This window comes from Rathayibacter sp. Leaf296, from assembly GCF_001423045.1.
Lineage (GTDB): Bacteria > Actinomycetota > Actinomycetes > Actinomycetales > Microbacteriaceae > Rathayibacter > Rathayibacter caricis.
Genome location: NZ_LMNR01000001.1, coordinates 1,898,139 through 1,922,739 on the forward strand (window position 1 = coordinate 1,898,139; position 24,601 = coordinate 1,922,739).

Here is a 24,601-nt window from a genome sequence, read left to right on the forward strand (position 1 = left end):
GTACAGCCGATTCCCCGGCGACAGCAGGGGTTCCGGGCGGGGCACCACCCCCTACTGTTGAGCCATGCAGTCAAAGAAGATCTTCGGCATCGTCCTCGCCGGCGGCGAGGGCAAGCGGCTCATGCCCCTCACGGCCGATCGCGCCAAGCCCGCGGTCCCGTTCGGCGGCCAGTACCGCCTGATCGACTTCGCGCTGTCGAACCTCATCAACTCGGGGCTCACGCAGATCGTCGTGCTGACGCAGTACAAGTCGCACTCGCTCGACCGCCACGTCTCGCAGACCTGGCGCCTCTCCGGCCTGCTCAACTCCTACGTCGCCTCCGTGCCCGCGCAGCAGCGTCTGGGCAAGCGCTGGTTCAGCGGCTCCGCCGACGCGATCCTGCAGAGCCTCAACCTGATCCGCGACGAGAAGCCCGACATCGTCGTCGTGGTCGGCGCCGATCACGTGTACCGCATGGACTTCTCGCAGATGATCGACGCCCACATCAAGTCGGGTGCGAAGGCCACGGTCGCGGCGATCCGCCAGCCGATCGAGCTGGCCGACCAGTTCGGAGTCATCCAGCTCGCGGGCGACGAGGCCGGCGACGGCGTGGTCCCGACCAAGATCGCCGAGTTCCTCGAGAAGCCCAAGGACGCGGTCGGCCTGGCCGACTCGCCGCACGAGGTGCTCGCTTCGATGGGCAACTACGTCTTCGACGCCGACGCGCTGATCGACGCGGTCATCCGCGACGGCGAGCTGTCGACCTCCGACCACGACATGGGCGGCGACATCATCCCGGACTTCGTCGCGCGCGGCGAGGCGGGCGTCTACGACCTCAAGCTCAACGAGGTCCCCGGATCGACCGATCGCGACCGCTACTACTGGCGCGACGTCGGCACCATCGACTCCTTCTTCGAGGCGCACCAGGACCTCATCTCGGCGCTGCCCGTCTTCAACCTCTACAACCAGCAGTGGCCGATCTTCTCGTCGCAGCTCAACTCGCCCCCCGCGAAGATCGTGCGGGACGGCAAGGGCAACATGGGCTCGACCGTGGACTCGGTGGTCTCGCTCGGCACCGTCATCTCGGGCGCCCACATCGAGCGCAGCGTCGTGGGCCCGTGGACCGTCATCGAGTCGAACGCGACCGTGACCGACTCGGTGGTCTTCGACAAGGTCCGCATCGGCCCGGACGCGCTGGTCGTGCGCGCTATCCTCGACAAGGACGTCGTCGTCGAGCCCGGCGCGCGGGTCGGCGTGGATCACGATCACGACCGCGAGCGCGGGTTCACCGTCACCGACTCGGGGATCACCGTGGTCGGCAAGGGCGTCGTCGTCCGCCCGTAGCACCCCAGCGGGCCGAGAGCACTGCGCTTCCGCGCGTCCGGCGTCACCGGCGCGCGGCCCGACCGATCGGACCGTCATGAGTGAGCGTCCCGCGACGCCTGCCCGCTTCCTCGTCGTCCTGGACGCCGATTCGACCCTGCTGCAGGACGAGGTGATCGAGCTCCTCGCGGCCCACGCGGGCTCCGAGGACCTCGTCGCCGCGGTGACCGAGCGCGCGATGCGCGGGGAGATCGACTTCGGCGAGAGCCTGCGCGAACGGGTGGCGACCCTGGCGGGCGTCCCCGACTCCGTGTGCGAGAGCGTCCGGGCGGGGCTCCGCGTCACTCCCGGCGTGCAGGAGCTCATCGCAGGCGTGCACGCCGCGGGCGGCCGCATCGGAGTGGTGTCCGGCGGATTCCACGAAGTGCTCGACCCCGTCGCGCACGAGCTGGGTCTCGACTACGCGCGGGCGAACCGCCTCGCCTCGCACTCCGGTGTGCTGACCGGCGAGGTCAGCGGCCCGGTCGTCGACGCGCACGCGAAGGCTGCCGCCCTCCTCGAGTGGGCGGCCGACGCCGGTGTCCCCGCGCAGCGCACGATCGCGATCGGAGACGGAGCGAACGACCTCGAGATGATGGCGGTCGCCGCGCTGGCGGTCGCCTTCAACGCGAAGCCGCTCGTGCGGGAGCGAGCCGACCTCGTGGTGGAGGGCATCGACCTCAGCCAGCTCCTCCCGGTGCTCGGCCTGCGCGGCTGACCCCGGTCAGACCCCCGAGAGCGCGACCAGCCCTGCGCAGGCGAGGGCGAGCGTCCAGCTGACGAGGGAGCCGACGAGGAAGTACTCGGCCTTCGACCCGCTGTCGCCATCGCGCGAGATCTCGGGGAAGCGCACGATCCCCTTCGCGGCGAACACCGCTCCTGCCAGGCCGATCGCGCCGGTCAGGGTGAGCCCCGCGACCAGCACGCGCTCCAGCGGGCCGATCGCGCGCCCGCCGCGCAGGTCCGGAAGCGGCGCGATCTCCGCGGGCGGGCGGAGGAATCGAGCTCGCAGGGACAGGGAACGGCGGGGCTCCGGATGCGGCGCGAGCTCCCGGTGCAGGGCCGCGCGGACGATCACGTTGCCCGTCTCCAGTAAGAGCAGTCCTGCTCCCACGGCGAGGAGCACCTGCTCCAGCGGCCAGCCCGAGGCGGTGCCGTCGAGTCGCGACCACGCGTCCACCAGTGGTCCGTCGGATGCGGCGCCCGCTCGGTCGACCAGGGTGAGCACGAGGACCGCGACCGCGAGACCGACGACGGCGCGCAGGCCTCCCAGCGGTCGGCGTCCCGCCTCCGTCGTCGTGACCGGGAGCCACAGCGCCGAGAGGATCACGACGACGACGACCCCGATGACCGGTGCGCCGAGCCCTGCGGCGGAGGCGACCGCGAGGACGACGTCGAGGACGACGATCGCGATCACCGCCGATCGGAGGCCCAGATGAGTGCGCAGCACGTCGGCGGCGCCGACGAGGCCGAGCAGCAGGGCGGTCAGCACGCGTCCTCGAAGAGCCTCGCTCCGGTGAGGAGTGCGCCCGCGCTCGCGCGACGCAGCGCCTGCGACACCGCGGACTGCGAGATCGACTCCTGCTCCGCCAGTGTCTTCTGGGGCGTTCCCCGCGCCGCCCCGAGCACGAGTCGGCGGTCGCGAGCGCTCAAGGGGCCGATCAGAGCGTCCCGGGCGAGGAGGTAGGCGTTCACCGCGGCCTCCTCGGCCCCCGGCTCGTCGGAGCCCACGAACCAGGCCCGCGCACTCGGGACGGAGCCGTCCTCGAGCTCGTGGGCGCGGTCGATCGCGGTGCGGGCGCGCCACCACGCCGATCCGTCCTGCAGGCCGCCGGCGACTCCCGAACCGATCACCCTGATCTCCCCCCGGCCGAGACCGACGCGGCAGTCGACCCCGGAGGGCAGGGACAGGCGCGCGTGCAAAGTGGCCGTGAGGGCGGCGGGGAGAGACGGGTAGACGCCCTGGAACTCGTCACCCACTGTCGGATGCAGCGGTTCGATCGCGGGGACGACTCCGTCGACGGAGGCGAAGCCGGTCTCGATCGCGTGCTGCGCCACGTCTCGTCGCTCGAGTCGGCGCGAGCCGACCAGATCGATCAGAACGGCGACGACCGGCGCTTGCCTCATCCGATAAGCCTACAGCTGATATCCGACGGATATAAGCCCACAGCTGAAGCGATCAGTGACCCATCCCGAGGCCGCCGTCGACCGGGACCACCGCGCCCGAGATGTAGGCGGCCTCGTCGCCGGCGAGCCAGCGGGTGACCTTCGCCACCTCGGCGGCGGTCCCGTACCGGCCGAGCGGGATGCTCTTGCGGTACTCCGCCTGCTGCTCCGCCGGCAGCTCCGCCGTCATGTCGGTCTCGATGAAGCCCGGAGCGACGACGTTCGCGGTGATGTTGCGCGCCCCGAGCTCGCGGGTGAGCGAGCGGGCGAAGCCGACGAGGGCGGCCTTCGACGACGAGTAGTTGATCTGACCCGGTCCGCCGTAGAGGCCCACGACGCTCGAGATCAGGATGACGCGCCCGAACTTCTGCTTGAGCATGCCCTTCGAGGCGCGCTTCACCACACGGAACGCCCCGGTCAGGTTGGTGTCGATGACCGACGTGAAGTCGTCCTCGGTCATGCGCAGGAGGAGGGTGTCGCGGGTGATCCCCGCGTTCGCCACGACGACCTCGACGGGACCGAGCTCGGCCTCCACCTGGGTGAAGGCGGCATCGATGGACGCGGAGTCGGTGACGTCGGCCACGACGGTGAGCGATCCGGCCGGACCCGATCCCGACCGAGCCGTGACCGCGACCCGGTGCCCCGCGGCGACGAACTCCTCGGCGATGGCGAAGCCGATTCCTCGGTTGCCTCCGGTGACGAGGACGGTGCGGGGCGTGGTCATGGTGTCCCTCCTGCCGACGCGCGGACGGCGCCGGACGACCCGTACATCCTACGGGCGCGCGGCGCAACACATCGGGAGATCCCGTCCGCCCGACTCCCGCGACTCCCCCGCGACGTAGGCTTGTACAGCTGTGAAACCCCGCGAATCGCTCACCTCCCTCCCGCCGTCGCCGACCGCGGAGCGTCGCTCCCGCGCGATCAAGTACTCCATCGCGATGGGCATCCGCATGATCTGCGTGATCTGCCTGATCTTCGCGCAGGGGTGGTGGCTCGCCTTCTTCGCCATCGGCGCCATCGTCCTCCCCTACTTCGCCGTGGTGCTCGCGAACGTCGGCGGAGTCGGCGAGAGCGGGAACGTGCAGCGCCCCGGTGCGATCGTCCTGTCCCGCCCCGTGCCGCCGCCCGCACCCGCCCCCGAATCCGGCTCCTCGACCGGCGACCGGGCCGAGGGCGGCGGAGCGACGACGGATCGACCGTGATCCCGCTCGGCACCGCGCCCGAGAAGCACACCTGCTCGAGAGCGGGCTGCACGAGCATCGCGACCTGGGCCGTAGAGTGGCGGAATCCGCGGATCCACGCAGAGGACCGGCGCAAGACCTGGCTCGCCTGCGGTGAGCACCTCGAGTTCCTCCGCGAGTTCCTCGCCGCACGGGAGTTCCCGCTCGAGGTGAGACCGCTTCAGACCATCGACCGGGGGACCTCGCGTTGACCGACTCCACGCCGCGTCCCTCCTGGCGCTTCGTGCTCTCGCGCCGCTGGTTCGGCTACCTCGCCCTCGCGGTGGTCTTCGCCGTCGCCTGCGTGCTGCTGTCGCGCTGGCAGGTGGCGCGCCTGGACGAGGCCGCCTCGACGAACCGGCTCGTCACGGCCAACTGGACGGCCGACCCCGTCACTCTCGACGACCTGATCGGCGAGGACGGCGCGTGGGACGACGCGCTCGAGTTCCGGCCGGTCGAGGTCACGGGCGTCTACGAGACGCAGGACGAGACGCTCGTCCGCAACCGGCCCTACAACGGCAATCCCGGATTCGAGGTGCTCACACCGCTCCGACTCGCGGACGGCAGCCTGTTCATCGTGGACCGCGGTTGGGTCCCGGTCGGATCCGAGCAGGACTCCCCCGATGCCGTGCCCGCCCCTCCGGAGGGAGAGGTCACGGTGACGGCCAGGATCAAGCCGAGCGAGGGCCGCATCGAGGGGCGCTCCGCTCCCGCCGGTCAGATCGCGACCATCCAGCTCGACGACCTGCGTGCGCAGCTGGGAGAGCAGGTGCGCACGAGCGCCTACGGCCTGCTGGTCTCGGAATCCCCCGCACCCGTCGACGCTCCTCCTCTCGCGGCGCTGAAGCCGGTGGCCGACGAGGGCCTGCACATCAGCTACGCGATCCAGTGGGTGCTGTTCGCGCTGATGGGCTTCGGAGGACTGGGCTGGGCCGTGCGGCACGAGTTCCGGGTGCTCAACGCCGACGATCCCGAGGTCATCGCGGCGGAGGAGCGGCGCGAGCAGCGCCGGCTCAAGCGCGGTCGCAGCGACTCCGAGATCGAGGACGAGCTCCTCGACGCCCACCACTGAGCCGCCGCGCTCGACGGGGACGGACCGCGATCAGGCCAGGGTGATCAGGTCGAGGTAGTCCGCGGTCCAGTGGTCCTCGGTGCCCTCGGGCATGATGAGCACCCGCTCGGGGTTCAGCGCCTCGACGGCGCCCTCGTCGTGGCTGACCAGGACCACCGCACCCTCGTAGTGCGCGAGGGCGTCGAGGATCTCGTCGCGGCTCGCCGGGTCGAGGTTGTTGGTCGGCTCGTCCAGGAGCAGCACGTTCGCCCCGGAGACGACGATCATGGCGAGGGCCAGACGGGTCTTCTCGCCACCCGAGAGCACTCCGGCCGGCTTGTGCGAGTCGTCGCCGGTGAACAGGAACGAGCCCAGGACGCGGCGCGCCTCGGTCTCGGTGAGGTTCGGGCTGCTCGACACCATGTTCTCGAGCACCGAGCGCTTGACGTCGATCGTCTCGTGCTCCTGGGCGTAGTAGCCGATCCGCAGACCGTGGCCGGGCTCGATCGACCCGGTGTCCGGCGCGTCCACCCCGCCGAGGATCCGCAGCAGGGTCGTCTTGCCCGCGCCGTTCAGACCCAGGATGACCACCTTGGATCCGCGATCGATCGCGAGGTCGACGGCGGTGAAGATCTCGAGCGAGCCGTAGCTCTTCGACAGGTTCTCGGCCTGCAGCGGGGTGCGGCCGCAGGGCATCGGCGTCGGGAAGCGCAGCTTGGCGACGCGATCGACGGCGCGCACCTCCTCGAGGCCGCTCATCATCTTCTCGGCGCGCGCCACCATCTGGTGCGCGGCCGCCGCCTTCGAGGCCTTCGCTCCGAAGCGCGCCGCCTGCAGCTGCAGGGCGCCCGCCTTCTTCTCGACGTTCGCGCGCTCCTTCTTGCGGCGCTCCTCGTCGGCGGCGCGCTGGCGCTGGTAGTTCTTCCAGTTCATGTTGTAGACGTCGATGACCTGGCGGTTCGCGTCCAGGTAGAAGACCCGGTTGACCGTCTCGCCGACCAGCTCGATGTCGTGACTGATGACGATGAATCCGCCGCGGTAGTTCTTCAGGAACTCGCGGAGCCACACCACCGAGTCGGCGTCGAGGTGGTTCGTCGGCTCGTCGAGGATCAGCGTGCTGGCGTCCGAGAACAGGATGCGGGCGAGCTCGATGCGGCGGCGCTGACCACCCGAGAGCGTCTTCAGCGGCTGATCGAGGATCCGGTCCGGCAGGTTCAGGTTGCTCGCGATCGAGGCCGCTTCGGCCTCCGCGGCGTAGCCGCCGAGCGCGAGGAACCGATCGGTCAGGTTGCCGTACTTCTTCATCCCGGCCGCGCTGGTCGCCGGGTCGCTGCTCGACATCGCCTCGGTCGCCTCGGACATGCCCACCACGAGGGAGCCGAGACCGCGGGCGTCGAGGATGCGCGTGCGCGCCAGCTCCTCCGGGTCGCCCGAGCGCGGGTCCTGCGGGAGGTAGCCGATCTCGCCGCCGCGGTCGACCGTGCCCTTGGCGGCGATGAGGTCGCCGGCGAGCACCTTGGTCAGCGTCGTCTTCCCCGCCCCGTTGCGGCCGACGAGGCCGACCTTGTCGCCGTCGCCCACCCGGAAGGAGACGTTCTCCATCAGGAGTCGGGCGCCGACTCGGAGTTCGAGATCGTGGACGCTCAGCACAGTGCTGTCCGTTCTCGCCAAGAAATGGCGGTCGCTTCGGGAGGTGTGGGGCAAGGGGCCGCGATGCGGCAGCCCTCTAGTATATTTCCTGAGCCGCGGGGCCGGTTCACGTCCGCTGTCCGCGGACGCACCCGGACCCCCTGCGCTCGGCCACCTGCACGCTCGACCCCGTCGGGCTCGTCCTTCGTCGCCACCGGGCGCCACGGTCTTTGGAGACACTCATGTCCAGCTACTCGCTCGCCCCGTCGCGGCCGGTCCTCGCGGACCGCCTGTTCGCGCGCTCGATCGTCACCGATCTCGTCCTGGTGGTCGCCGCAGCGGCCTTCACCGCCGGGATGGCCCAGCTCTACATCCCGATGTGGCCCGTGCCGATCACCGGCCAGACCTTCGCCGTGCTCCTCGCGGGCACGACGCTGGGCGCGCTGCGCGGCGCACTCGCGATGGGCGTCTACGCGCTGGTCGGCGCGCTCGGCGCCCCGGTCTTCACCGAGGGCTCGAGCGGCTGGGCCGTCCTCGCGGGGCCGACCGGTGGCTACATCGTCGGTTTCGTCCTCGCCTCGATCGTCACCGGATGGCTGGCGCAGCGCCAGTGGGACCGCCGGGTCGTCGGCACCCTCGTCACCTTCTTCGCGGGCACTGCGACCATCTACCTGGTCGGCCTCCCCTGGCTCGCGACCGCGCTCGGCTCGCTCGGCTACCCCGCCGATCTCGGCTCCGTCCTGACCGCCGGTCTCGTGCCGTTCCTGATCGGCGACGCCCTCAAGATCGTGCTCGCCGCCGCACTGCTCCCCACGACCTGGGCTCTGCTCCGCCGCCGCTCGAGCTGAGCCCGCACGACGGTACGGCGAAGGGCCGGGAGGATGATCCTCCCGGCCCTTCGCCGTACCGGTCTCAGATCGAGAAGCCGAGAGCGCGCATCATGTCGCGGCCGTCGTCGGTGATCCGCTCGGGACCCCACGGCGGCATCCAGACCCAGTTGATCCGGAACGCCTCGACGATGCCGTCGAGCGACTCGGCGGTCTGCTCCTCGAGCACGTCGGTCAGCGGGCAGCCCGCCGAGGTGAGCGTCATGTGGATGACGAGGGCGTCGTTCTCGTCGTCCCATCCGAGGTCGTAGATGAGGCCCAGGTCGACGACGTTGATCCCGAGCTCGGGATCCATGACGTCCTTCAGCGCCTCCTCGACCTGGTCGAAGAGCTTCGGCTCGAGCGTCGTGACGGCCATGATCAGGCCGTCGTCGTCGTGAGGAAGCGGTCGTAGCCCTCGTCCTCGAGGCGGGTGGCGAGCTCCTTGCCACCCTGCTCGGCGACGCGGCCGGCGACGAAGACGTGCACGAAGTCGGGCTCGATGTAGCGCAGGATCCGCGTGTAGTGCGTGATCAGCAGCACGCCGAGGCCCGTGTTCGCGTGCGCGCGGTTCACGCCCTCCGAGACGATCTTGAGCGCATCGACGTCGAGGCCGGAGTCGGTCTCGTCGAGGACGGCGAACTGCGGGGCGAGCAGCTCGAGCTGGAGGATCTCGTTGCGCTTCTTCTCGCCGCCCGAGAAGCCCTCGTTGACGTTGCGCGCCGCGAAGGAGGGGTCCATGCGCAGGTTGCCCATGGCCGCCTTGACGTCCTTGGTCCAGGTGCGGATCGCCGGAGCCTCGCCCGCGATCGCGGTCTTGGCGGTGCGGAGGAAGTTGGTGTTCGTCACTCCGGGGATCTCGACCGGGTACTGCATGGCGAGGAAGAGGCCGGCGCGAGCGCGCTCGTCGACGGACATGTCGAGGACCTCGACGCCGTCGAGGGTGATCGAGCCGCCGTCGACGTGGTACTTGGGGTGGCCCGCGATCGTGTAGGCGAGGGTCGACTTGCCGGACCCGTTCGGGCCCATGATCGCGTGGATCTCACCCTGGTTGATGGTGAGATCGACACCGCGGAGGATCTGCTTGGTCCCCTGCTCGGTCTCGACACTGACGTGGAGATCGCTGATCTGGAGAACGGACATTCAGACTTCCTTCGTGACGGTCGGGTCGATGTAGACGTCGCCGTCGATGATCTCGACGACGAAGACGGGGACCGGCTCGTAGGCCGGCAGGTTGAGGGGCGTCCCGGTGCGGAGGGAGAACTGCGAGCCGTGGGCCCAGCACTCGAGGCTGTCGCCCTCGACGAAGCCCTCCGAGAGGGAGATCTCGCCATGCGTGCAGGTGTCGCCGATGGCGTGGATCTCGCCGGCCGAGTCCTGGACGACGGCGATGGCGACTCCGTCGACCTCGACGCGCATGGCCTGGTTCGGGACCAGCTCGGAGACCGAGCAGATCATCGCGGCGTTGCTCATGCGGTCACCGCCGAGTTGCCGGAGCCGGTCTGGCCGGCGCTGCCCGCCAGCTCGGCCTCGATCGCCAGCTGCAGGCGGTCCTCCAGCTCGGCGACCTTGATCTGCTGCACGATCTCGCTGAGGAAGCCGCGCACGACCAGACGGCGCGCCTCGTCCTCGCGGATGCCGCGCGACTGCAGGTAGAAGAGCTGCTCGTCGTCGAACCGGCCGGTCGCCGAGGCGTGGCCCGCTCCGGCGATGTCGCCGGTCTCGATCTCGAGGTTCGGGATGGAGTCGGCACGGGTGCCGTCGGAGAGGACCAGGTTGCGGTTCTGCTCGTAGCTGTCGGTCCCGGTGGCGCTGTTGCGGATCAGGACGTCGCCGATCCAGACCGTGCGGGCGCCCTGGCCCTGCAGAGCGCCCTTGTAGGTCACGCGGCTGCGGGTGTCGGGGGCGTCGTGGTCGACGTACACCTGCTGCTCGAGGTGCTGGCCGCCGTCGGCGAAGTAGAGCCCGAAGAGCTCACCGTCGGCGCCGCGCTCGACGAGGTGCGCGGACGGGTTGACCCGGACGATCGAGCCGCCGAGGGTGACGACGATGTGCTTGACCTTCGCGTCGCGGCCGACGCGGAGGAAGTGGTTCGCCAGATGGCGCGCCTCGTCGTCCCACTCCTGCACGGTCACGACGGTGAGCTGGGCTCCCTCGCCGACCAGGATCTCGACGTTCTCGGCGAGCGTCGCCGGGCCGTCGTTCTGGAGGACGACGACGCCGCGCGCGTAGGGCGCCGCCTCGATGATCGTGTGAGCGGCGCGAGGAGCGGACCCGAGACCCGAGCGGATCAGGGTCGCGACCTTCTCGTCCTCACCCGTGACGCGAACGGCCAGGGCCTGCTCGAAGCTCGACCAGGCACTGGCCGCCGCGCGGTCCTCGGGCAGGCCGGCGGTCCCGATCCGCTGGTCGTCGCGGCCGACCCACGAGACGTCGACTCCGTCGACCGCGGCGTGCTCGAACGGGGTCGGCGAGCCGTCGAGCGGTCCGTCGATGAGATCGGCGAGGCGGGCGACGGGGGTCAGCTTCCAGGCGATCTCGCGTCCGGTGACGGCCTCGAAGGCGTCGACGTCGGCCGACGCGAAGCGCTCCGAGCGCGTCTGCACGGGCGTGAAGGCCCCGTCGGAGTGGGCGCTGATGCCCAGGCGCTCGGCAGCGGCAGCGCCGTCGATCTCGGGGGTCGCGGCGCTCGTGGGGACCGTCATCAGGCGGTGGTTCCTTTCGATGGGTGCGGGGCGCCCCGTCCGGGCGCCCCTTCGAGGGGGGAGGCGGGCGTCAACCGACGCTCCCCTCCATCCCCATCTCGATGAGCTTGTTCAGCTCGAGGGCGTACTCCATGGGCAGCTCGCGGGCGATCGGCTCGATGAAGCCGCGGACGATCATGGCCATGGCCTCGTCCTCCGGGAGGCCGCGCGACATCAGGTAGAAGAGCTGCTCCTCGCTGACCTTCGACACGGTCGCCTCGTGGCCGAGCTGCACGTCGTCGACGCGGATGTCGATCGCCGGGTAGGTGTCGGAGCGCGAGATGGTGTCGACGAGCAGTGCGTCGCAGCGCACCGTGTTGGCCGAGTGGTGCGCGTTGGCGTCGACCCGGACCTCTCCGCGGTACCCCGCTCGACCGCCGCCGCGGGCGATCGACTTCGAGACGATCGACGACTGCGTGTACGGCGCCATGTGGACCATCTTCGCGCCGGCGTCCTGGTGCTGGCCGGGGCCCGCGAACGCGACCGAGAGCGTCTCGCCCTTGGCGTGCTCGCCGACCAGGAAGATCGACGGGTACTTCATCGTGACCTTGGATCCGATGTTGCCGTCGATCCACTCCATCGTCGCGCCCTCGTGCGCGATAGCGCGCTTGGTGACGAGGTTGTAGACGTTGTTCGACCAGTTCTGGATCGTCGTGTAGCGCACTCGGGCGTTCTTCTTCACGATGATCTCGACCACGGCCGAGTGCAGCGAGTCCGACTTGTAGATCGGCGCGGTGCAGCCCTCGATGTAGTGCACGTAGCTGTCCTCGTCCGCGATGATCAGCGTCCGCTCGAACTGGCCCATGTTCTCGGTGTTGATGCGGAAGTACGCCTGGAGCGGGATGTCGACGTGCACGCCCTTGGGGACGTACACGAACGAGCCGCCCGACCACACGGCGGTGTTCAGCGCCGCGAACTTGTTGTCGCCCGCGGGGATGACGGTGCCGAAGTACTCCTCGAAGATCTCGGGGTGCTCGCGCAGCGCGGTGTCGGTGTCCATGAAGATGACGCCCTGCTCCTCCAGATCCTCGCGGATCTGGTGGTAGACGACCTCGGACTCGTACTGCGCCGCGACGCCGCCGACGAGGCGCTGGCGCTCCGCCTCCGGGATCCCGAGCTTCTCGTACGTGTTCTTGATGTCGTCGGGGAGGTCGTCCCAGGTCTGCGCCTGCTTCTCGGTCGAGCGGACGAAGTACTTGATGTTGTCGAAGTCGATCGCCGACAGATCGGCGCCCCACGTCGGCATGGGCTTGCGCTCGAAGAGCTTCAGCGCCTTCATGCGGCGGTCGCGCATCCAGGCGGGCTCGTTCTTGAGCGCGGAGATGTCGGAGACGACCTCGGGTGAGATCCCGCGGCGCGCGGACGCTCCCGCGGAGTCGGAGTCGGCCCAGCCGAACTCGTAGACGCCGAGGCTCTCGAGCTCGGGGCGGTCGATCAGGATGTCTGACATGTGTACCTCGTTTCCTACCCACTGCTAACCGGTCGGGTTCCGGAGTCATTCCCCGTGGGGCGACCCGGAGCACATTCCGGCTGGTCGCGATCGTGGTCGATGCGCGGGGGCGGTTGATGTGCGTGCCTGAGATGTCCTAAGAGAAGTGCTGCGGCGCGTCATCGGGCCGGTGGTCCCTGTCGACGCCGTGTCCGCGCGGATGCCGGGGTCTCACGTCGTACCTGAACCAACTACTCATTCTACAGAGGCGCGCCCGGATGGGAACCCGCTCACCTGGGTGTCGGCCGGGTGCGACGTCCTGCGCCACCAGACGACGGTGACCATACGGGTGTCTGTGGTCCGTGATGATCTTCCGGCATGCCGAACGACGACTCGATCCCGCTGCTCCCCCGCCTCCTGCTCGCCGCCGCGGGCCTCGGGCTCCCACCCGCCGAGGCCGCGCTCCACCGCCGCCTCGGCAGCGCGGTCGCGCGCGACCTGCCGGTCCGGGCGCTGCCGCTCGCCCTGCTACGACTCCGTGGGCACCTGCGGAGGCCGTCGCGAGGCGGCGCCGGCCGATGAGCCGCGCGGCTCCGTCGGGAGGGCGGCCGGCGGCGTCAGTGGACGGGCTCGAGCTCCTCCGCCGCCCGACGGCGCTGCGCACGGACGGCGAAGAGCCGGGGGTTCACGTCGAGGAGCACGCGCACGGTGCCCACCCAGACGAGCGCCGAGCCCAGCAGGTGCACGGCGACCAGGGCCTCCGGGAGCGCGAGGAGGGACTGCGCGACCCCGACGAGCGCCTGCAGCACGACAACGGCGATGTAGGTGACCACCCGTCGACGTGCGAGCTCCGCACCGGCGACCCGGCGCAGGAGCGCGAACAGGACGATGCCAAGCACGAGGGACGCCGTGCCGAGCACGCCGTGGACGACGGTGACGCTCTCCCAGTGGAAGCGCATCCGGGGCACCTCCGCGGAGTCGCCCGCGTGCGGACCGGTGCCGGTCACGAGTGTGCCCACGAGGATCACGAGGAGGGTCACGGCGACGAGGGCGATGCTGACGGCGCGTGTGAGCGCGTCCGGCTCGAACTCCGTGGACTGCGACCGGTGGGCGCGGTGCCAGGTCAGCGACGTCGTGGTGAGCAGGGCGATGGCCAGGACGAAGTGCCCCGCCACGATGTAGGGGTTCAGACCCGAGTGCACGGTCGCTCCGCCCGCGAGGGCGTTCGCGACGACGAGCCAGAACTGCGACCAGGCCAGTCGCGTCATCGTCCGGTCGCGCGGCTTCTGGAGTCGCGCAGCGGTGATCGCCCAGCCGACGGCGACGATCAGCACGCCCGTGAAGGCCCTGTTGGTGAACTCGATGAAGCCGTGGATACCGAGCTCCGGGGTCGACGTGAGGGATCCCGCGTCGCAGGCCGGCCAGGTCGGGCAGCCGAGGCCCGATCCCGTCAGCCGCACCACTCCCCCGAAGAAGATGATCAGGATGCTCGCGACGAGCGCGGCGGTCGTGCCCCAGCGCAGGGCCCGCGGCGAGAGCGTGACCCGCTCGGCGAGGAACGAGAAGGGCGTCACCATCAGAACGGGAGCAGGGGATCGATGCCGACGGCGAGGAACAGCAGGGTGAGGTACCCGATCGAGCCGTGGAACACGCGCATCGGCGAGACGTGCTCGTGGCGGATCGCGAGGTTGTAGAGGCGGTGCGTCTCGGCGATGAACCAGACGCCGCTCGCGAGCGCGACGACGGTGTACACCACGCCCATCTCCGCCACCGGGATCAGGAGGAGCGAGCAGGCCACCGTCGCCCAGGCGTACAGGATGACCTGCAGGCCGACGACCGTGCGGCCGCGGACCACCGCGAGCATCGGCACTCCGGCGGCCTGGTAGTCGTCGCGGTACTTCATCGAGAGAGGCCAGTAGTGCGGCGGGGTCCACAGGAAGATGACCGAGAAGAGGATCACGGGCGCCCAGTCGAGCGAGTTCGTGACGGCGGCCCAGCCGATGAGCACGGGCATGCAGCCGGCGATGCCGCCCCAGACGATGTTCTGCGGGGTGCGGCGCTTGAGGAAGAGGGTGTAGAAGACGACGTAGATCAGGATCGCCGCGAGCGAGAGGCCGGCAGCCAGCCAGTTCGCCGTCAATCCGAGCCAGACGATCGACAGCACGCCGATCGTGGTGGCGAACACCAGCGCGGCCCGGTCCGAGATCTCGCCCGTCACGAGCGGGCGGTTCTTCGTCCGGTTCATGATGCGGTCGATGTCGCGGTCGAAGTAGCAGTTGAAGGCGCCGGCCGACCCGGCGCTCAGCGCACCGCCGATGAGGACGTTGAGCACGAGCCAGAGGTTCGGGATGCCGCCCTGCGCGAGGATCATCGTCGGGGCCGTCACCACGAGGAGGAGCTCGATCACGCGGGGCTTCGTCAGCGAGACGAAGGCCTTCACCTTGCGAGACAGGGTCGCCCCGGACGATCCGCCCCGTTCGATCGCGGTGGTCTCTACGGCTACGTCCATTGCTCCTCTAACGTTCGACAATCCCGAACGAGTGTAATGCGCGCAGGCTGGACCCGGGCCCGGTCCGTCGGTTCCGTCACACCGCTCCCGCCGCGTGCACGCTTGCCCAAACGACTCCCTACATATGCATCCCGCAACCCCCGTCGGCGAGCGCACCCCCCTCCGTATACTCGGGACTGCTCGCCAGAGCGCCCGGCACGCACCCGAGCCCGCCCCGACCGATCGGTCGCCGCGAGGCCCAGAGGGTCGCCGCCGGAGCATCGTGCCGAAGTCGTCGCGCGGCGTGCTCCACCATGCGAGAGGGCGGACGGTCTGCGTCTGCCCCACGTCTCGAGAAGGGTCAGTACCAAGTGTCAGAACTGCAATGGGAATCCATTGACGAGAAGGCAGTCGACACGGCGAGGGTCCTCGCCGCGGATGCCGTGGAGAAGGTCGGCAACGGTCATCCCGGGACCGCCATGAGCCTCGCCCCGGCCGCGTACCTCCTCTTCCAGAAGGTCATGCGCCGCGACCCCTCCGACAGCACCTGGATCGGCCGCGACCGCTTCATCCTGTCGGTCGGCCACTCCTCGCTGACCCAGTACGTCCAGTTCTACCTGGGCGGCTACGGCCTCGAGCTCGACGACCTGAAGGCGCTGCGCACCTGGGGCTCCAAGACCCCCGGGCACCCCGAGTACGGCCACACGGACGGCGTCGAGATCACGACCGGCCCGCTCGGCCAGGGCCTCGCCTCGGCCGTCGGCTTCGCCTACGCCTCGCGCTTCGAGCGCGACCTGTTCGACCCCGAGGCCGCCGCGGGCACCTCGCCGTTCGACCACTTCGTCTACGTGATCGCCGGCGACGGCGACCTGCAGGAGGGCGTCACCAGCGAGGCCTCCTCGCTCGCCGGCCACCAGCAGCTCGGCAACCTGGTCGTCATCTACGACTCCAACCAGATCTCGATCGAGGACGACACCAACATCGCCTTCACCGAGGACGTCAAGGCCCGCTACGAGGCGTACGACTGGCAGGTCCAGATCGTCGACTGGAAGAAGACCGGCGAGTACCACGAGGACGTCGCCGAGCTCCACGCCGCGATCGAGGCCGCCAAGGGCGAGACCGACAAGCCGTCGCTCATCATCCTGCGCACCATCATCGGCTGGCCTTCGCCGAAGAAGCAGAACACCGGCAAGATCCACGGCTCCGCCCTCGGCGCCGACGAGCTCCGCGGCCTCAAGGAGGTGCTCGGCTTCGACCCCGAGAAGACCTTCGACGTCGCCGACGAGGTCATCGAGCACACCCGCAAGGCCGTCGAGCGCGGCCAGGCGCAGCACGCCGAGTGGACCGAGCAGTTCGACGCGTGGGCCGCGGCCAACCCCGAGAAGAAGGTCCTGCTGGACCGCGTCCTGACCGGCGACCTCCCCGAGGGCGTCGAGGACGCGCTCCCCGTGTTCGAGCCCGGCAAGGAGGTGTCGACCCGCGCCGCGTCCGGCAAGGTCATCAACGCGCTCGCCGGAGTGATCCCGGAGCTGTGGGGCGGCTCGGCCGACCTCGCCGAGTCGAACAACACCACCATCGAGGGCGCCGGCTCGTTCGTGCCGTCCGAGTTCTCGACCCACGAGTGGACGGGGAAGAAGGGCGGCCGCGTGCTGCACTTCGGCATCCGCGAGCACGCCATGGGCTCGATCCTCAACGGCATCGTCCTGCACGGGAACACCCGCCCCTTCGGCGGCACCTTCCTGATCTTCTCCGACTACATGCGCCCGGCGGTCCGTCTCGCCGCGCTCATGAAGGCGCCCGCCATCTACGTCTGGACCCACGACTCCGTGGCGCTCGGCGAGGACGGCCCGACGCACCAGCCGGTCGAGCAGCTCGCGTCCCTGCGCGCGATCCCGGGACTGGACATCGTCCGCCCCGGCGACGCGAACGAGGTCGCCTACGCCTGGAAGACGATCCTCGAGCGCCGCGAGGGCCCCGCGGGCCTCGCGCTGACCCGTCAGAACATCCCGGTGTTCGAGCGCGGCGAGGGCGAGGCCGAGGGCGAGACCTTCGCCCACGCCTCGAACGTCGCCAAGGGCGCGTACGTGCTCGCCGAGGCGCCAGGCGGCACGCCGGACGTCATCCTCATCGCGACCGGGTCCGAGCTCCAGATCGCCGTCGAGACGCGCGAGAAGCTGAAGGCCGAGGGCGTCAACGCCCGCGTCGTCTCGGCTCCGTCGCTCGAGTGGTTCGAGGAGCAGGACGCGGCCTACCGCGAGAAGGTCCTGCCCTCCGCTGTGAAGGCCCGCGTCTCCATCGAGGCAGGACTGAGCCTCGGCTGGCAGAAGTACGTCGGCGACGCCGGCCGCTCGGTCTCCATCGAGCACTTCGGCGCGTCGGCCGACTACAAGACCCTGTTCCGCGAGTTCGGGATCACCACGGAGGCGGCACTCGCCGCCGCCAAGGAGTCGCTCGCAGCCTCCTGAGCCGAAGGCCGCGTCCACACGGACGCGGCCTTCGCCGTCGGGGCTCCGGCTCCACGCCCGCATCACCTCCGAACGAAGAAGAGAAGAAGAGACATGACCGAGAACACCCCCACCGCAGACCTCTCCGCCGCCGGCGTCAGCATCTGGCTCGACGACCTCTCCCGCACGCGCATCTCCTCGGGCGGGCTCCAGAAGCTCATCGACGAGAAGAACGTCGTCGGCGTCACGACGAACCCGACGATCTTCGCGGCCGCCCTGGCCAACGGCGAGTCCTACGACGCCCAGGTGCGCGAGCTCGCCGCCTCCGGCACCTCCGTCACGGACGCCGTCTTCGAGATCACCACCGACGACGTCGCCGCCGCCTCGGATGTCTTCCGTCCGATCTACGACGCCACCAACGGCTACGACGGCCGCGTGTCGATCGAGGTCGAGCCCGGCCTGGCGCACGACGCGCAGGGCACCATCGAGCAGGCCAAGGCCCTGTGGGCCAAGGTCGACCGCCCCAACGCCATGATCAAGATCCCCGCGACCGTCGAGGGCCTCGAGGCCATCACCGAGGTCATCGGCTCGGGCATCTCGGTCAACGTCACGCTGATCTTCTCGCTCGCCCGCTACCGCGCCGTCATCAACGCGTACCTCGCCGGCCTCGAGAAGGCCAAGGACGCGGGCATCGACCTGTCGACCATCCACTCCGTCGCCTCGTTCTTCGTGTCGCGCGTCGACACCGAGATCGACAAGCGCCTCGAGGCAGTCGGCACCGACGAGGCGAAGGCGCTCAAGAGCAAGTCGGGCGTCGCGAACGCCCAGCTCGCCTACGAGGTCTTCGTCGAGGCGTTCGCGACCGAGCGCGCCCTGCTCCTGCAGGAGTCCGGCGCGAACCGCCAGCGCCCCCTGTGGGCCTCGACCGGCGTGAAGTCGACCGAGCTCCCCGACACGCTCTACGTGACCGAGCTCGTCGCGGCCGGCGTCGTCAACACGATGCCCGAGAAGACGCTCGAGGCGACCTTCGACCACGGCGTCATCACCGGCGACACCGTCACGGGCGCCTACGCCGACGCGAACGCCGTCCTCGACGCCGTCGCGGCGCAGGGCGTCTCGTACGCCGAGGTCACGGAGCTGCTCGAGAAGGAGGGCGTGGAGAAGTTCATCGTCTCCTGGAACGAGCTGCTCGACACCGTCACCGCGGCTCTCGAGGGCGCGAAGGCGCAGGCCTGATCATGGCGATCCAGATCCACGTCAGCGGAGACGCCGAGAAGGCCGTCGACCGTGTCGTCCCCGATCTCGTCGCCGACGAGGTCGCCTCGGGCATCACCGCGCAGGTCCCCACGCTGTGGGGCGCCGCCGCGGAGGAGGAGTCGGCCAAGCGCCTCGGCTGGACCGAGTCGACCTCGGTGTCGCGCCCGCTGATCCCCGAGATCCTGGCGCTCCGCGAGGAGTTCGCCTCGAAGGGCATCGATCACATCGTGCTGGGCGGGATGGGCGGCTCGTCGCTCGCCCCCGAGGTCATCACGCGCACGGCCGGCGTCGAGCTGACCGTCCTCGACTCGACCGCTCCCGGTCAGGTGCTTGCGGCCCTCCGGGACCGCCTCTCCTCGACCGCCGTCGTGATCTCGTCGAAGTCGGGCTCGACCGTCGAGACCGCGAGCCAGAAGAAGGCCTACGAGAAGGCGTTCACCGAGGCGGGCATCGACCCCCTCGAGCGCATCGTCATCGTGACCGACCCCGGCTCGCCGCTGGACACGTCCTCGCGCGAGGCCGGCTACCGCGTGTTCAACGCGGACCCGAACATCGGCGGCCGCTTCTCGGCGCTCTCCGCGTTCGGCCTGGTCCCCTCCGGACTCGCCGGCGCCGACATCGAGGCCCTCCTCGACGAGGCCGCGGAGGCATCGCTCGGGCTCGCCGTCGACTCCCCCGAGAACCCGGGGCTCGTGCTCGGGGCGGCGATCGCCGCCACCAGCCCGCGCCGCGACAAGCTCGCGATCGTCGCCGACGGCACCCACATCGTGGGCTTCGCCGACTGGGCGGAGCAGCTGATCGCCGAGTCCACCGGCAAGGACGGCACCGGGATCCTGCCGGTCGTGCTCGGCACGCTCGCCCCCGAGCTGTCGGAGGACCTGCCCGACGTGCAGGTCGTCCGCCTGGTCGACGACGCGAGCGCGCTCCACCTGTTCCCGCGCGATCGCCACGAGGGCGAGATCCTGCTCTCCGGCTCGCTCGGCGCGCAGATGCTGACCTGGGAGTACGCGGTCGCCGTCGCAGGACGACTGCTCGGCATCAACCCGTTCGACCAGCCCGACGTCGAGTCCGCGAAGATCGCGACCCGCGCCCTGCTCGAGAAGCGTCCCGAGCCCGAGGCGCCGGCCTTCACCGACGCCGGCATCGAGGTCACGGGGAGCCCCGTGGTCACCGAGGGCGTCTCGACCGTCGCCGAGGCCGTCGACCGCCTCCTCGCCCAGCTCGGCGAGGGCGGCTACGTGGCCGTCCAGGCCTACGTCGACCGCCTCGCCGTGCCGCAGCTGGAGGGCGTCCGCGACCTCCTCGCCGCGCAGGCTCAGCGGCCCGTCACCTTCGGGTGGGGTCCCCGCTTCCTGCACTCGACCGGTCAGTACCACAAGGGCGGTGCCCCGACCGGCGTCTTCCTGCAGATCACCGAGCGCGCGACCGCCGATCTCGAGATCCCGGACAGCCCCTTCACGTTCGGGCAGTTGATCCTCGCCCAGGCGGCCGGCGACGCGAGCGTGCTCGCCGAGCACGGTCGACCGGTGCTGACGCTGACGCTGACCGACCCCGAGGCCGACCTCGAGGCCCTCTTCGAGGCCCTCAACAGCTGATTCGACGGGCACGCCGCTCCGCCCCTCACCGGGGCGGGGCGGCGTGCCCGCGATCGGTCCCACCCACTCCTCATCGAGAGCAGTGCGCCGGAGAAGCCGGCACACAGAAGGACACTGCACATGTCTGTGGACATCACCCCCGAGTTCAACCCCCTGAGGTTGAGCTTCGACCGGCGGTTGAACCGGATCGCGGGGCCCAGCGGCCTCGTCATCTTCGGCGTCACCGGCGATCTCTCGCGCAAGAAGCTCATGCCGGCGGTCTACGACCTCGCCAACCGCGGCCTGCTGCCCCCCGGATTCGCTCTCGTCGGCTTCGCCCGGCGCGACTGGGACGACCAGGACTTCGAGCAGGTGGTGCACGACTCCGTCAAGAAGTACGCGCGCACCGAGTTCCACGAGGAGGTCTGGGCGCAGCTCGCTCAGGGCATCCGCTTCGTGCAGGGCGAGTTCGACGACCCCGAGGCGTTCACCCGCCTGAAGACCACCGTCGACGAGCTCGATCGCGAGCGCGGCACGATGGGCAACTTCGCCTTCTACCTCTCCATCCCCCCGAAGTCCTTCCCGCAGGTCACCGAGCAGCTGCGCAACTCCGGTCTCGCGGAGCAGAAGGAGGGCCAGTGGCGGCGCGTCGTCATCGAGAAGCCCTTCGGCAGCGATCTCACCACCGCCCGTGAGCTGAACGCCGTCGTCGAGTCGGTCTTCCCGCCCGACTCCGTGTTCCGCATCGACCACTACCTCGGCAAGGAGACGGTCCAGAACATTCTGGCGCTGCGCTTCGCCAACATGATGTACGAGCCGCTCTGGAACTCGAACTACGTCGACCACGTGCAGATCACCATGGCCGAGGACATCGGAGTGGGCGGCCGCGCCGGCTACTACGACGGCATCGGCGCCGCGCGCGACGTGATCCAGAACCACCTCCTCCAGCTCCTCGCCCTCACGGCGATGGAGGAGCCGATCTCGTTCGACGCCGCCGATCTGCGCGCTGAGAAGGAGAAGGTCCTCGCTGCGGTCCGCCTCCCGAAGGACCTCTCCACCGCCACCGCCCGCGGGCAGTACGCCGGCGGCTGGCAGGGCGGCGAGAAGGTCCTCGGCTTCCTCGAGGAGGACGGCATGAGCCCCACCTCGACGACCGAGACGTTCGCGGCCATGCGCCTGGACATCGGTACGCGCCGCTGGGCGGGCGTCCCGTTCTACCTGCGCGCGGGCAAGCGCCTCGGCCGCCGCGTCACCGAGATCGCGGTCGTGTTCAAGCGGGCTCCGCAGCAGCTCTTCGCCGAGAGCCAGACGACTTCGCTCGGCCAGAACGCGCTCGTCATCCGCGTGCAGCCGGACGAGGGCGTCACCATGCGCTTCGGCTCCAAGGTCCCGGGCGCCGGCATGCAGGTGCGCGACGTGACGATGGACTTCGGCTACGGCCACGCGTTCACCGAGGCGAGCCCCGAGGCCTACGAGCGTCTGATCCTCGACGTCCTCCTGGGCGAGCCCCCGCTGTTCCCCCGCCACGAGGAGGTCGAGCTCTCCTGGAAGATCCTCGACCCGATCGAGGAGTTCTGGGAGACCCAGGGCCAGCCCGAGCAGTACCGCCCCGGAACCTGGGGCCCCGAATCCGCCGACGAGCTCCTCGCCCGCGACGGCCGTACCTGGAGGCGTCCATGATCGTCGATCTGCCCGACACCACGACCAGCGAGGTCTCCAAGACCCTCGTCAAGATCCGCGAGGAGGGCGGCGCCGTCGCTCTCGGGCGCGTGCTGACCCTCATCATCGCGACCTCCCGGGGTCACGAGGAGGAGGCGATCGACGCGGCGAACGACGCCTCGCGCGAGCACCCGATGCGCGTCATCGTCGTCTCCAAGGACGACGGGCTCACCACCGTCCCCGTGGACGCCACTCCGCGCGTCGACGCCCAGATCCGGGTCGGCGGCGACGCCGGCGCGAGCGAGGTCGTCGTGCTCCGCCCGTTCGGAGACGCGGCGAACGACGAGGAGAGCCTCGTCACGGGACTCCTCCTCCCCGACGCGCCCGTGGTCGCGTGGTGGCCGAACAGCGCGCCCGAGAGCGCCTCGAAGTCGCCCATCGGCCGCATCGCCCAGCGGCGCATCACCGACGCCTCGGCGCAGTCGAACCCGGCGGAGGCGCTGCACCACCTCGCCTCCACCTACGCCCCCGGCGACACCGACTTCGCCTGGACGCGCCTGACCCTCTGGCGCGCCCAGCTCGCGGCGGTCCTCGACCAGCCGCCGTACGAGCCGATCACCGCTGTCGAGGTGTCGGGTGCTCCCGACTCGCCGTCGACGATCCTGCTCGCCGCCTGGCTCCAGCTCGAGCTCGACATCCCGGTCGATCACGAGCTGACCATCAGCGCGACCGGGTCGAGCGGCATCCACGGCGTCAAACTGATCCGCGCGTCCGGGACCATCGAGCTCGAGCGCTCGATCCCCAACGTGGCGACGCTGACGCAGCCGGAGCAGCCCGTCCACGACATCTCGCTCCCCCGCCGCAGCCTCCGCGACTGCCTGGCCGAGGAGCTGCGCAGGCTCGACCCGGATGACCTGTACGGTGAAGTCATCTCGCGCGGCGTCGACATGCTCTCCGAGCAGACCGGTGCCCGCAGCGCTTCCTGACACGGAGCCGACCACCCGCCGATCGGCAGACGCAACCGAAGGAGACCCCTCATGACCACCGAACGTCGAGTGCTCGTCCACCGCGACAAGCAGACCCTCGCCGGGTCGGTCGCCGCCCGATTCATCACGAAGACGATCGACATCCTCGACGATCTGGGGTCCGCCAACGTGATCCTGACCGGTGGGACCATGGGGGCGGCGACGCTTGCCGAGATCGCGACGTCGTCCGCCTCGGGCAACGTCGACTGGTCGAGGGTCCACTTCTGGTGGGGGGACGAGCGCTGGGTTCCCCGCGGCCACGAGGACCGCAACGACGTCCAGGCGGGTGACCTGTTCACCCGCCTCGACGTCCCCGCCGAGAATGTGCACGCGTTCCCGGCGTCCGACGACGGGATCGACCTGGACGCGGCTGCGACCCTCTACGACGCGGAGCTGCGCGCTCACGCGACGGAGGGTCGCGACTACCCGCGGTTCGACATCACGTTCCTCGGAGTGGGTCCCGACGGTCACATCGCATCGCTGTTCCCCGAGCGCTCGGCGATCCGCTCCACCGAGGCGGGTGTGCTCCCGGTGCGCAACTCCCCCAAGCCGCCTCCGGAGCGCCTCACCCTGACCCTCCCGCTCATCAACCAGTCCGACCGGATCTGGATGGTGCTCGCGGGCGCGGACAAGGCGTCCGCTCTCGGTCTCGCGCTCGCCGGCGCGAACACGAACGAGGTGCCGGTCGCCGGAGCATTCGGGCGCAAGCGCACAGTGTTCTTCGTCGACCAGGAGGCCGCGGCCGAGGTCCCGGAGTCGCTCATCGCTCCGAGCTACTGAGCTCTGCCCGGCGCACCCGGGTCCACGACGGCGAAAGGCCCGATCCTCAGCGGATCGGGCCTTTCGCCGTTACTGCAGGAGCAGGATCAGGACGGCGTCGCGGTGCCGCGGCGGGCGCGCAGCTGCTGCAGCGCCTCCTCGAGGAGCTGGGCCGCCTCGGCCTCGGTGCGACGCTCCTTCACGTAGGCGAGGTGCGTCTTGTAGGGCTCGGTCTTCGCGACCTGCGGGGGGTTCGCGCGGTCGCGTCCCGCGGGAAGGCCGGATTGGGGCGAGTCGATGACCTCGGGGATCTCGTCCTCCGGGAGGGCCGCCGAGAAGTGGCGCACCGTCTCGTTGCCGAGGGCGTCCCAGTAGGACACCGCCACGCGCTCCGCGTGGAAGCCCCGGTCCTGCTCGCCCATGGGTCCCGCGCCGACGCGCGAACCGCGGATTGCACTGCCGCCTGATGCCATTCCGTGTACCCCTATGCTCCGGTGTCGAACTTGGTGATGAGACCGAGCACCACGATGCACGCCAGCCAGACGAGGCCGAGGATCACGGTGATGCGGTTGAGATTGCGCTCCGCGACACCCGAGGCGCCGAGGTTGGAGGTGACTCCACCGCCGAACATGTCGGACAGTCCGCCGCCGCGCCCCTTGTGGAGCAGGATCAGCATGGTGAGCAGGAGGCTCGTGATGCCCAGGATGACCTGGAGCACGACCTGGAGGATGTCCACGCGGTACCTTTCGAAGTTCCGGCGCATTGCGCGCCCCGACGAGTATAACGGCGCCTGCGAATCCGCGCGGAATGCGTCCGCCCGTGTTCGGCTCGCTGTATACGGCGTCGTGCGTGGTGCGACTGCTGGTGTGGGCGGAGGGGGTGGCCTCGTCGCGGCGCCCTCCCGCGCCCCTGCGGGGCGCCCGCCAGACCCGAGCCGGTCACCGCGAC

26 protein-coding genes are annotated in these 24,601 nt (G+C 70.1%); 13 read left to right on the forward strand and 13 right to left on the reverse strand.

Going from position 1 to position 24,601, the window contains the following annotated elements:
- Positions 1-64 precede the first annotated feature (64 nt).
- Positions 65-1,324 (forward strand): glucose-1-phosphate adenylyltransferase, encoded by a 1,260-nt coding sequence (locus ASF46_RS08810; RefSeq protein WP_055792030.1) that lies wholly within the window; start codon positions 65-67, stop codon positions 1,322-1,324.
- A gap of 76 nt (positions 1,325-1,400) precedes the next feature.
- Positions 1,401-2,060, forward strand: coding sequence for a phosphoserine phosphatase SerB (serB, locus tag ASF46_RS08815; RefSeq protein ID WP_056867165.1), 660 nt, complete (start codon positions 1,401-1,403; stop codon positions 2,058-2,060).
- 6 nt (positions 2,061-2,066) lie between these two features.
- Here serB and ASF46_RS08820 read toward each other — a convergent pair whose 3' ends face one another.
- From ASF46_RS08820 to fabG, 3 genes are read right to left on the reverse strand one after another with little or no spacing between them, the layout of a single operon-like run.
- Positions 2,067-2,834, reverse strand: coding sequence for a hypothetical protein (locus ASF46_RS08820; RefSeq protein ID WP_056867166.1), 768 nt, complete (start codon positions 2,832-2,834; stop codon positions 2,067-2,069).
- Positions 2,828-3,469, reverse strand: coding sequence for a SatD family protein (locus tag ASF46_RS08825; protein WP_056867167.1), 642 nt, complete (start codon positions 3,467-3,469; stop codon positions 2,828-2,830). The genes ASF46_RS08820 and ASF46_RS08825 overlap by 7 nt, the downstream gene beginning before the upstream one ends.
- A 52-nt stretch (positions 3,470-3,521) precedes the next feature.
- Entirely contained in the window at positions 3,522-4,232 is a 711-nt protein-coding gene (fabG, locus tag ASF46_RS08830; RefSeq protein WP_055792017.1) for a 3-oxoacyl-ACP reductase FabG, read from the reverse strand.
- A gap of 130 nt (positions 4,233-4,362) precedes the next feature.
- Here fabG and ASF46_RS08835 point away from each other — a divergent pair, with 130 nt between their 5' ends.
- The 3 genes from ASF46_RS08835 to ASF46_RS08845 are packed head-to-tail and all read left to right on the forward strand — an operon-like array spanning position 4,363 to position 5,800.
- Positions 4,363-4,710, forward strand: a complete 348-nt coding sequence (locus tag ASF46_RS08835; RefSeq protein WP_082485327.1) for a DUF3099 domain-containing protein — start codon at positions 4,363-4,365, stop codon at positions 4,708-4,710.
- The gene (locus tag ASF46_RS08840) at positions 4,707-4,940 is read left to right on the forward strand and encodes a hypothetical protein (RefSeq protein WP_055792014.1); all 234 of its coding nucleotides are present in this window, start codon (positions 4,707-4,709) and stop codon (positions 4,938-4,940) included. Before ASF46_RS08835 ends, ASF46_RS08840 begins: the two co-directional genes overlap by 4 nt.
- Positions 4,937-5,800: an SURF1 family protein gene (locus ASF46_RS08845; protein ID WP_056867168.1), complete on the forward strand. Its 864-nt coding sequence runs from the start codon at positions 4,937-4,939 to the stop codon at positions 5,798-5,800. The genes ASF46_RS08840 and ASF46_RS08845 overlap by 4 nt, the downstream gene beginning before the upstream one ends.
- A 30-nt stretch (positions 5,801-5,830) precedes the next feature.
- Here the strand turns inward: ASF46_RS08845 and abc-f are convergent, their stop codons facing one another.
- On the reverse strand, positions 5,831-7,429 hold the full coding sequence (abc-f, locus tag ASF46_RS08850; protein ID WP_056867169.1) for a ribosomal protection-like ABC-F family protein: 1,599 nt from the start codon (positions 7,427-7,429) through the stop codon (positions 5,831-5,833).
- A gap of 221 nt (positions 7,430-7,650) precedes the next feature.
- Between abc-f and ASF46_RS08855 the strand changes: the two genes are divergently transcribed.
- On the forward strand, positions 7,651-8,256 hold the full coding sequence (locus tag ASF46_RS08855) for a biotin transporter BioY (protein WP_056867170.1): 606 nt from the start codon (positions 7,651-7,653) through the stop codon (positions 8,254-8,256).
- Between the two features lie 64 nt (positions 8,257-8,320).
- Here the strand turns inward: ASF46_RS08855 and ASF46_RS08860 are convergent, their stop codons facing one another.
- The 5 genes from ASF46_RS08860 to sufB form a co-directional block, all read right to left on the reverse strand.
- A complete protein-coding gene (locus ASF46_RS08860) occupies positions 8,321-8,653 on the reverse strand; it encodes a metal-sulfur cluster assembly factor (RefSeq protein WP_055792004.1) in 333 nt (110 codons plus the stop codon).
- A gap of 2 nt (positions 8,654-8,655) precedes the next feature.
- The gene (sufC, locus tag ASF46_RS08865) at positions 8,656-9,417 is read right to left on the reverse strand and encodes a Fe-S cluster assembly ATPase SufC (RefSeq protein WP_056867171.1); all 762 of its coding nucleotides are present in this window, start codon (positions 9,415-9,417) and stop codon (positions 8,656-8,658) included.
- A complete protein-coding gene (locus ASF46_RS08870; protein WP_082481418.1) occupies positions 9,418-9,747 on the reverse strand; it encodes a non-heme iron oxygenase ferredoxin subunit in 330 nt (109 codons plus the stop codon).
- Entirely contained in the window at positions 9,744-10,979 is a 1,236-nt protein-coding gene (gene sufD / locus ASF46_RS08875; RefSeq protein WP_056867172.1) for a Fe-S cluster assembly protein SufD, read from the reverse strand. Before sufD ends, ASF46_RS08870 begins: the two co-directional genes overlap by 4 nt.
- 70 nt (positions 10,980-11,049) lie before the next feature.
- A complete protein-coding gene (gene sufB / locus ASF46_RS08880; RefSeq protein WP_055791996.1) occupies positions 11,050-12,468 on the reverse strand; it encodes a Fe-S cluster assembly protein SufB in 1,419 nt (472 codons plus the stop codon).
- Positions 12,469-12,825: 357 nt separating this feature from the next.
- Between sufB and ASF46_RS08885 the strand changes: the two genes are divergently transcribed.
- On the forward strand, positions 12,826-13,029 hold the full coding sequence (locus tag ASF46_RS08885; protein ID WP_056867173.1) for a hypothetical protein: 204 nt from the start codon (positions 12,826-12,828) through the stop codon (positions 13,027-13,029).
- 35 nt (positions 13,030-13,064) lie between these two features.
- Here ASF46_RS08885 and ASF46_RS08890 read toward each other — a convergent pair whose 3' ends face one another.
- Complete coding sequence (locus ASF46_RS08890; protein ID WP_082485328.1) at positions 13,065-14,024, reverse strand: COX15/CtaA family protein; 960 nt, start codon at positions 14,022-14,024, stop codon at positions 13,065-13,067.
- Positions 14,024-14,956 (reverse strand): heme o synthase, encoded by a 933-nt coding sequence (locus ASF46_RS08895; protein ID WP_056867174.1) that lies wholly within the window; start codon positions 14,954-14,956, stop codon positions 14,024-14,026. The genes ASF46_RS08890 and ASF46_RS08895 overlap by 1 nt, the downstream gene beginning before the upstream one ends.
- Positions 14,957-15,306: 350 nt before the next feature.
- On the opposite strand from ASF46_RS08895, the gene tkt reads away from it, so the two are divergent.
- The 6 genes from tkt to pgl all read left to right on the forward strand — a co-directional run bounded on the left by tkt (position 15,307) and on the right by pgl (position 23,674).
- On the forward strand, positions 15,307-17,400 hold the full coding sequence (tkt, locus tag ASF46_RS08900) for a transketolase (protein WP_056867175.1): 2,094 nt from the start codon (positions 15,307-15,309) through the stop codon (positions 17,398-17,400).
- A gap of 93 nt (positions 17,401-17,493) precedes the next feature.
- The gene (gene tal, locus ASF46_RS08905; RefSeq protein WP_056867176.1) at positions 17,494-18,615 is read left to right on the forward strand and encodes a transaldolase; all 1,122 of its coding nucleotides are present in this window, start codon (positions 17,494-17,496) and stop codon (positions 18,613-18,615) included.
- A 2-nt stretch (positions 18,616-18,617) separates the two neighbouring features.
- Positions 18,618-20,231 carry a glucose-6-phosphate isomerase gene (locus ASF46_RS08910; RefSeq protein WP_056867177.1) on the forward strand — a complete coding sequence of 538 codons (1,614 nt, stop codon included), beginning with the start codon at positions 18,618-18,620 and terminating at the stop codon, positions 20,229-20,231.
- Between the two features lie 120 nt (positions 20,232-20,351).
- Positions 20,352-21,890, forward strand: coding sequence for a glucose-6-phosphate dehydrogenase (zwf, locus tag ASF46_RS08915; protein ID WP_055791978.1), 1,539 nt, complete (start codon positions 20,352-20,354; stop codon positions 21,888-21,890).
- A complete protein-coding gene (locus ASF46_RS08920) occupies positions 21,887-22,855 on the forward strand; it encodes a glucose-6-phosphate dehydrogenase assembly protein OpcA (protein ID WP_056867178.1) in 969 nt (322 codons plus the stop codon). The genes zwf and ASF46_RS08920 overlap by 4 nt, the downstream gene beginning before the upstream one ends.
- Positions 22,856-22,906: 51 nt before the next feature.
- Entirely contained in the window at positions 22,907-23,674 is a 768-nt protein-coding gene (gene pgl / locus ASF46_RS08925; protein ID WP_055791971.1) for a 6-phosphogluconolactonase, read from the forward strand.
- A gap of 86 nt (positions 23,675-23,760) precedes the next feature.
- Here the strand turns inward: pgl and ASF46_RS08930 are convergent, their stop codons facing one another.
- Positions 23,761-24,126: an RNA polymerase-binding protein RbpA gene (locus tag ASF46_RS08930; RefSeq protein WP_055791968.1), complete on the reverse strand. Its 366-nt coding sequence runs from the start codon at positions 24,124-24,126 to the stop codon at positions 23,761-23,763.
- 11 nt (positions 24,127-24,137) lie between these two features.
- The gene (gene secG, locus ASF46_RS08935) at positions 24,138-24,389 is read right to left on the reverse strand and encodes a preprotein translocase subunit SecG (protein ID WP_055791960.1); all 252 of its coding nucleotides are present in this window, start codon (positions 24,387-24,389) and stop codon (positions 24,138-24,140) included.
- Positions 24,390-24,601 lie beyond the last annotated feature (212 nt).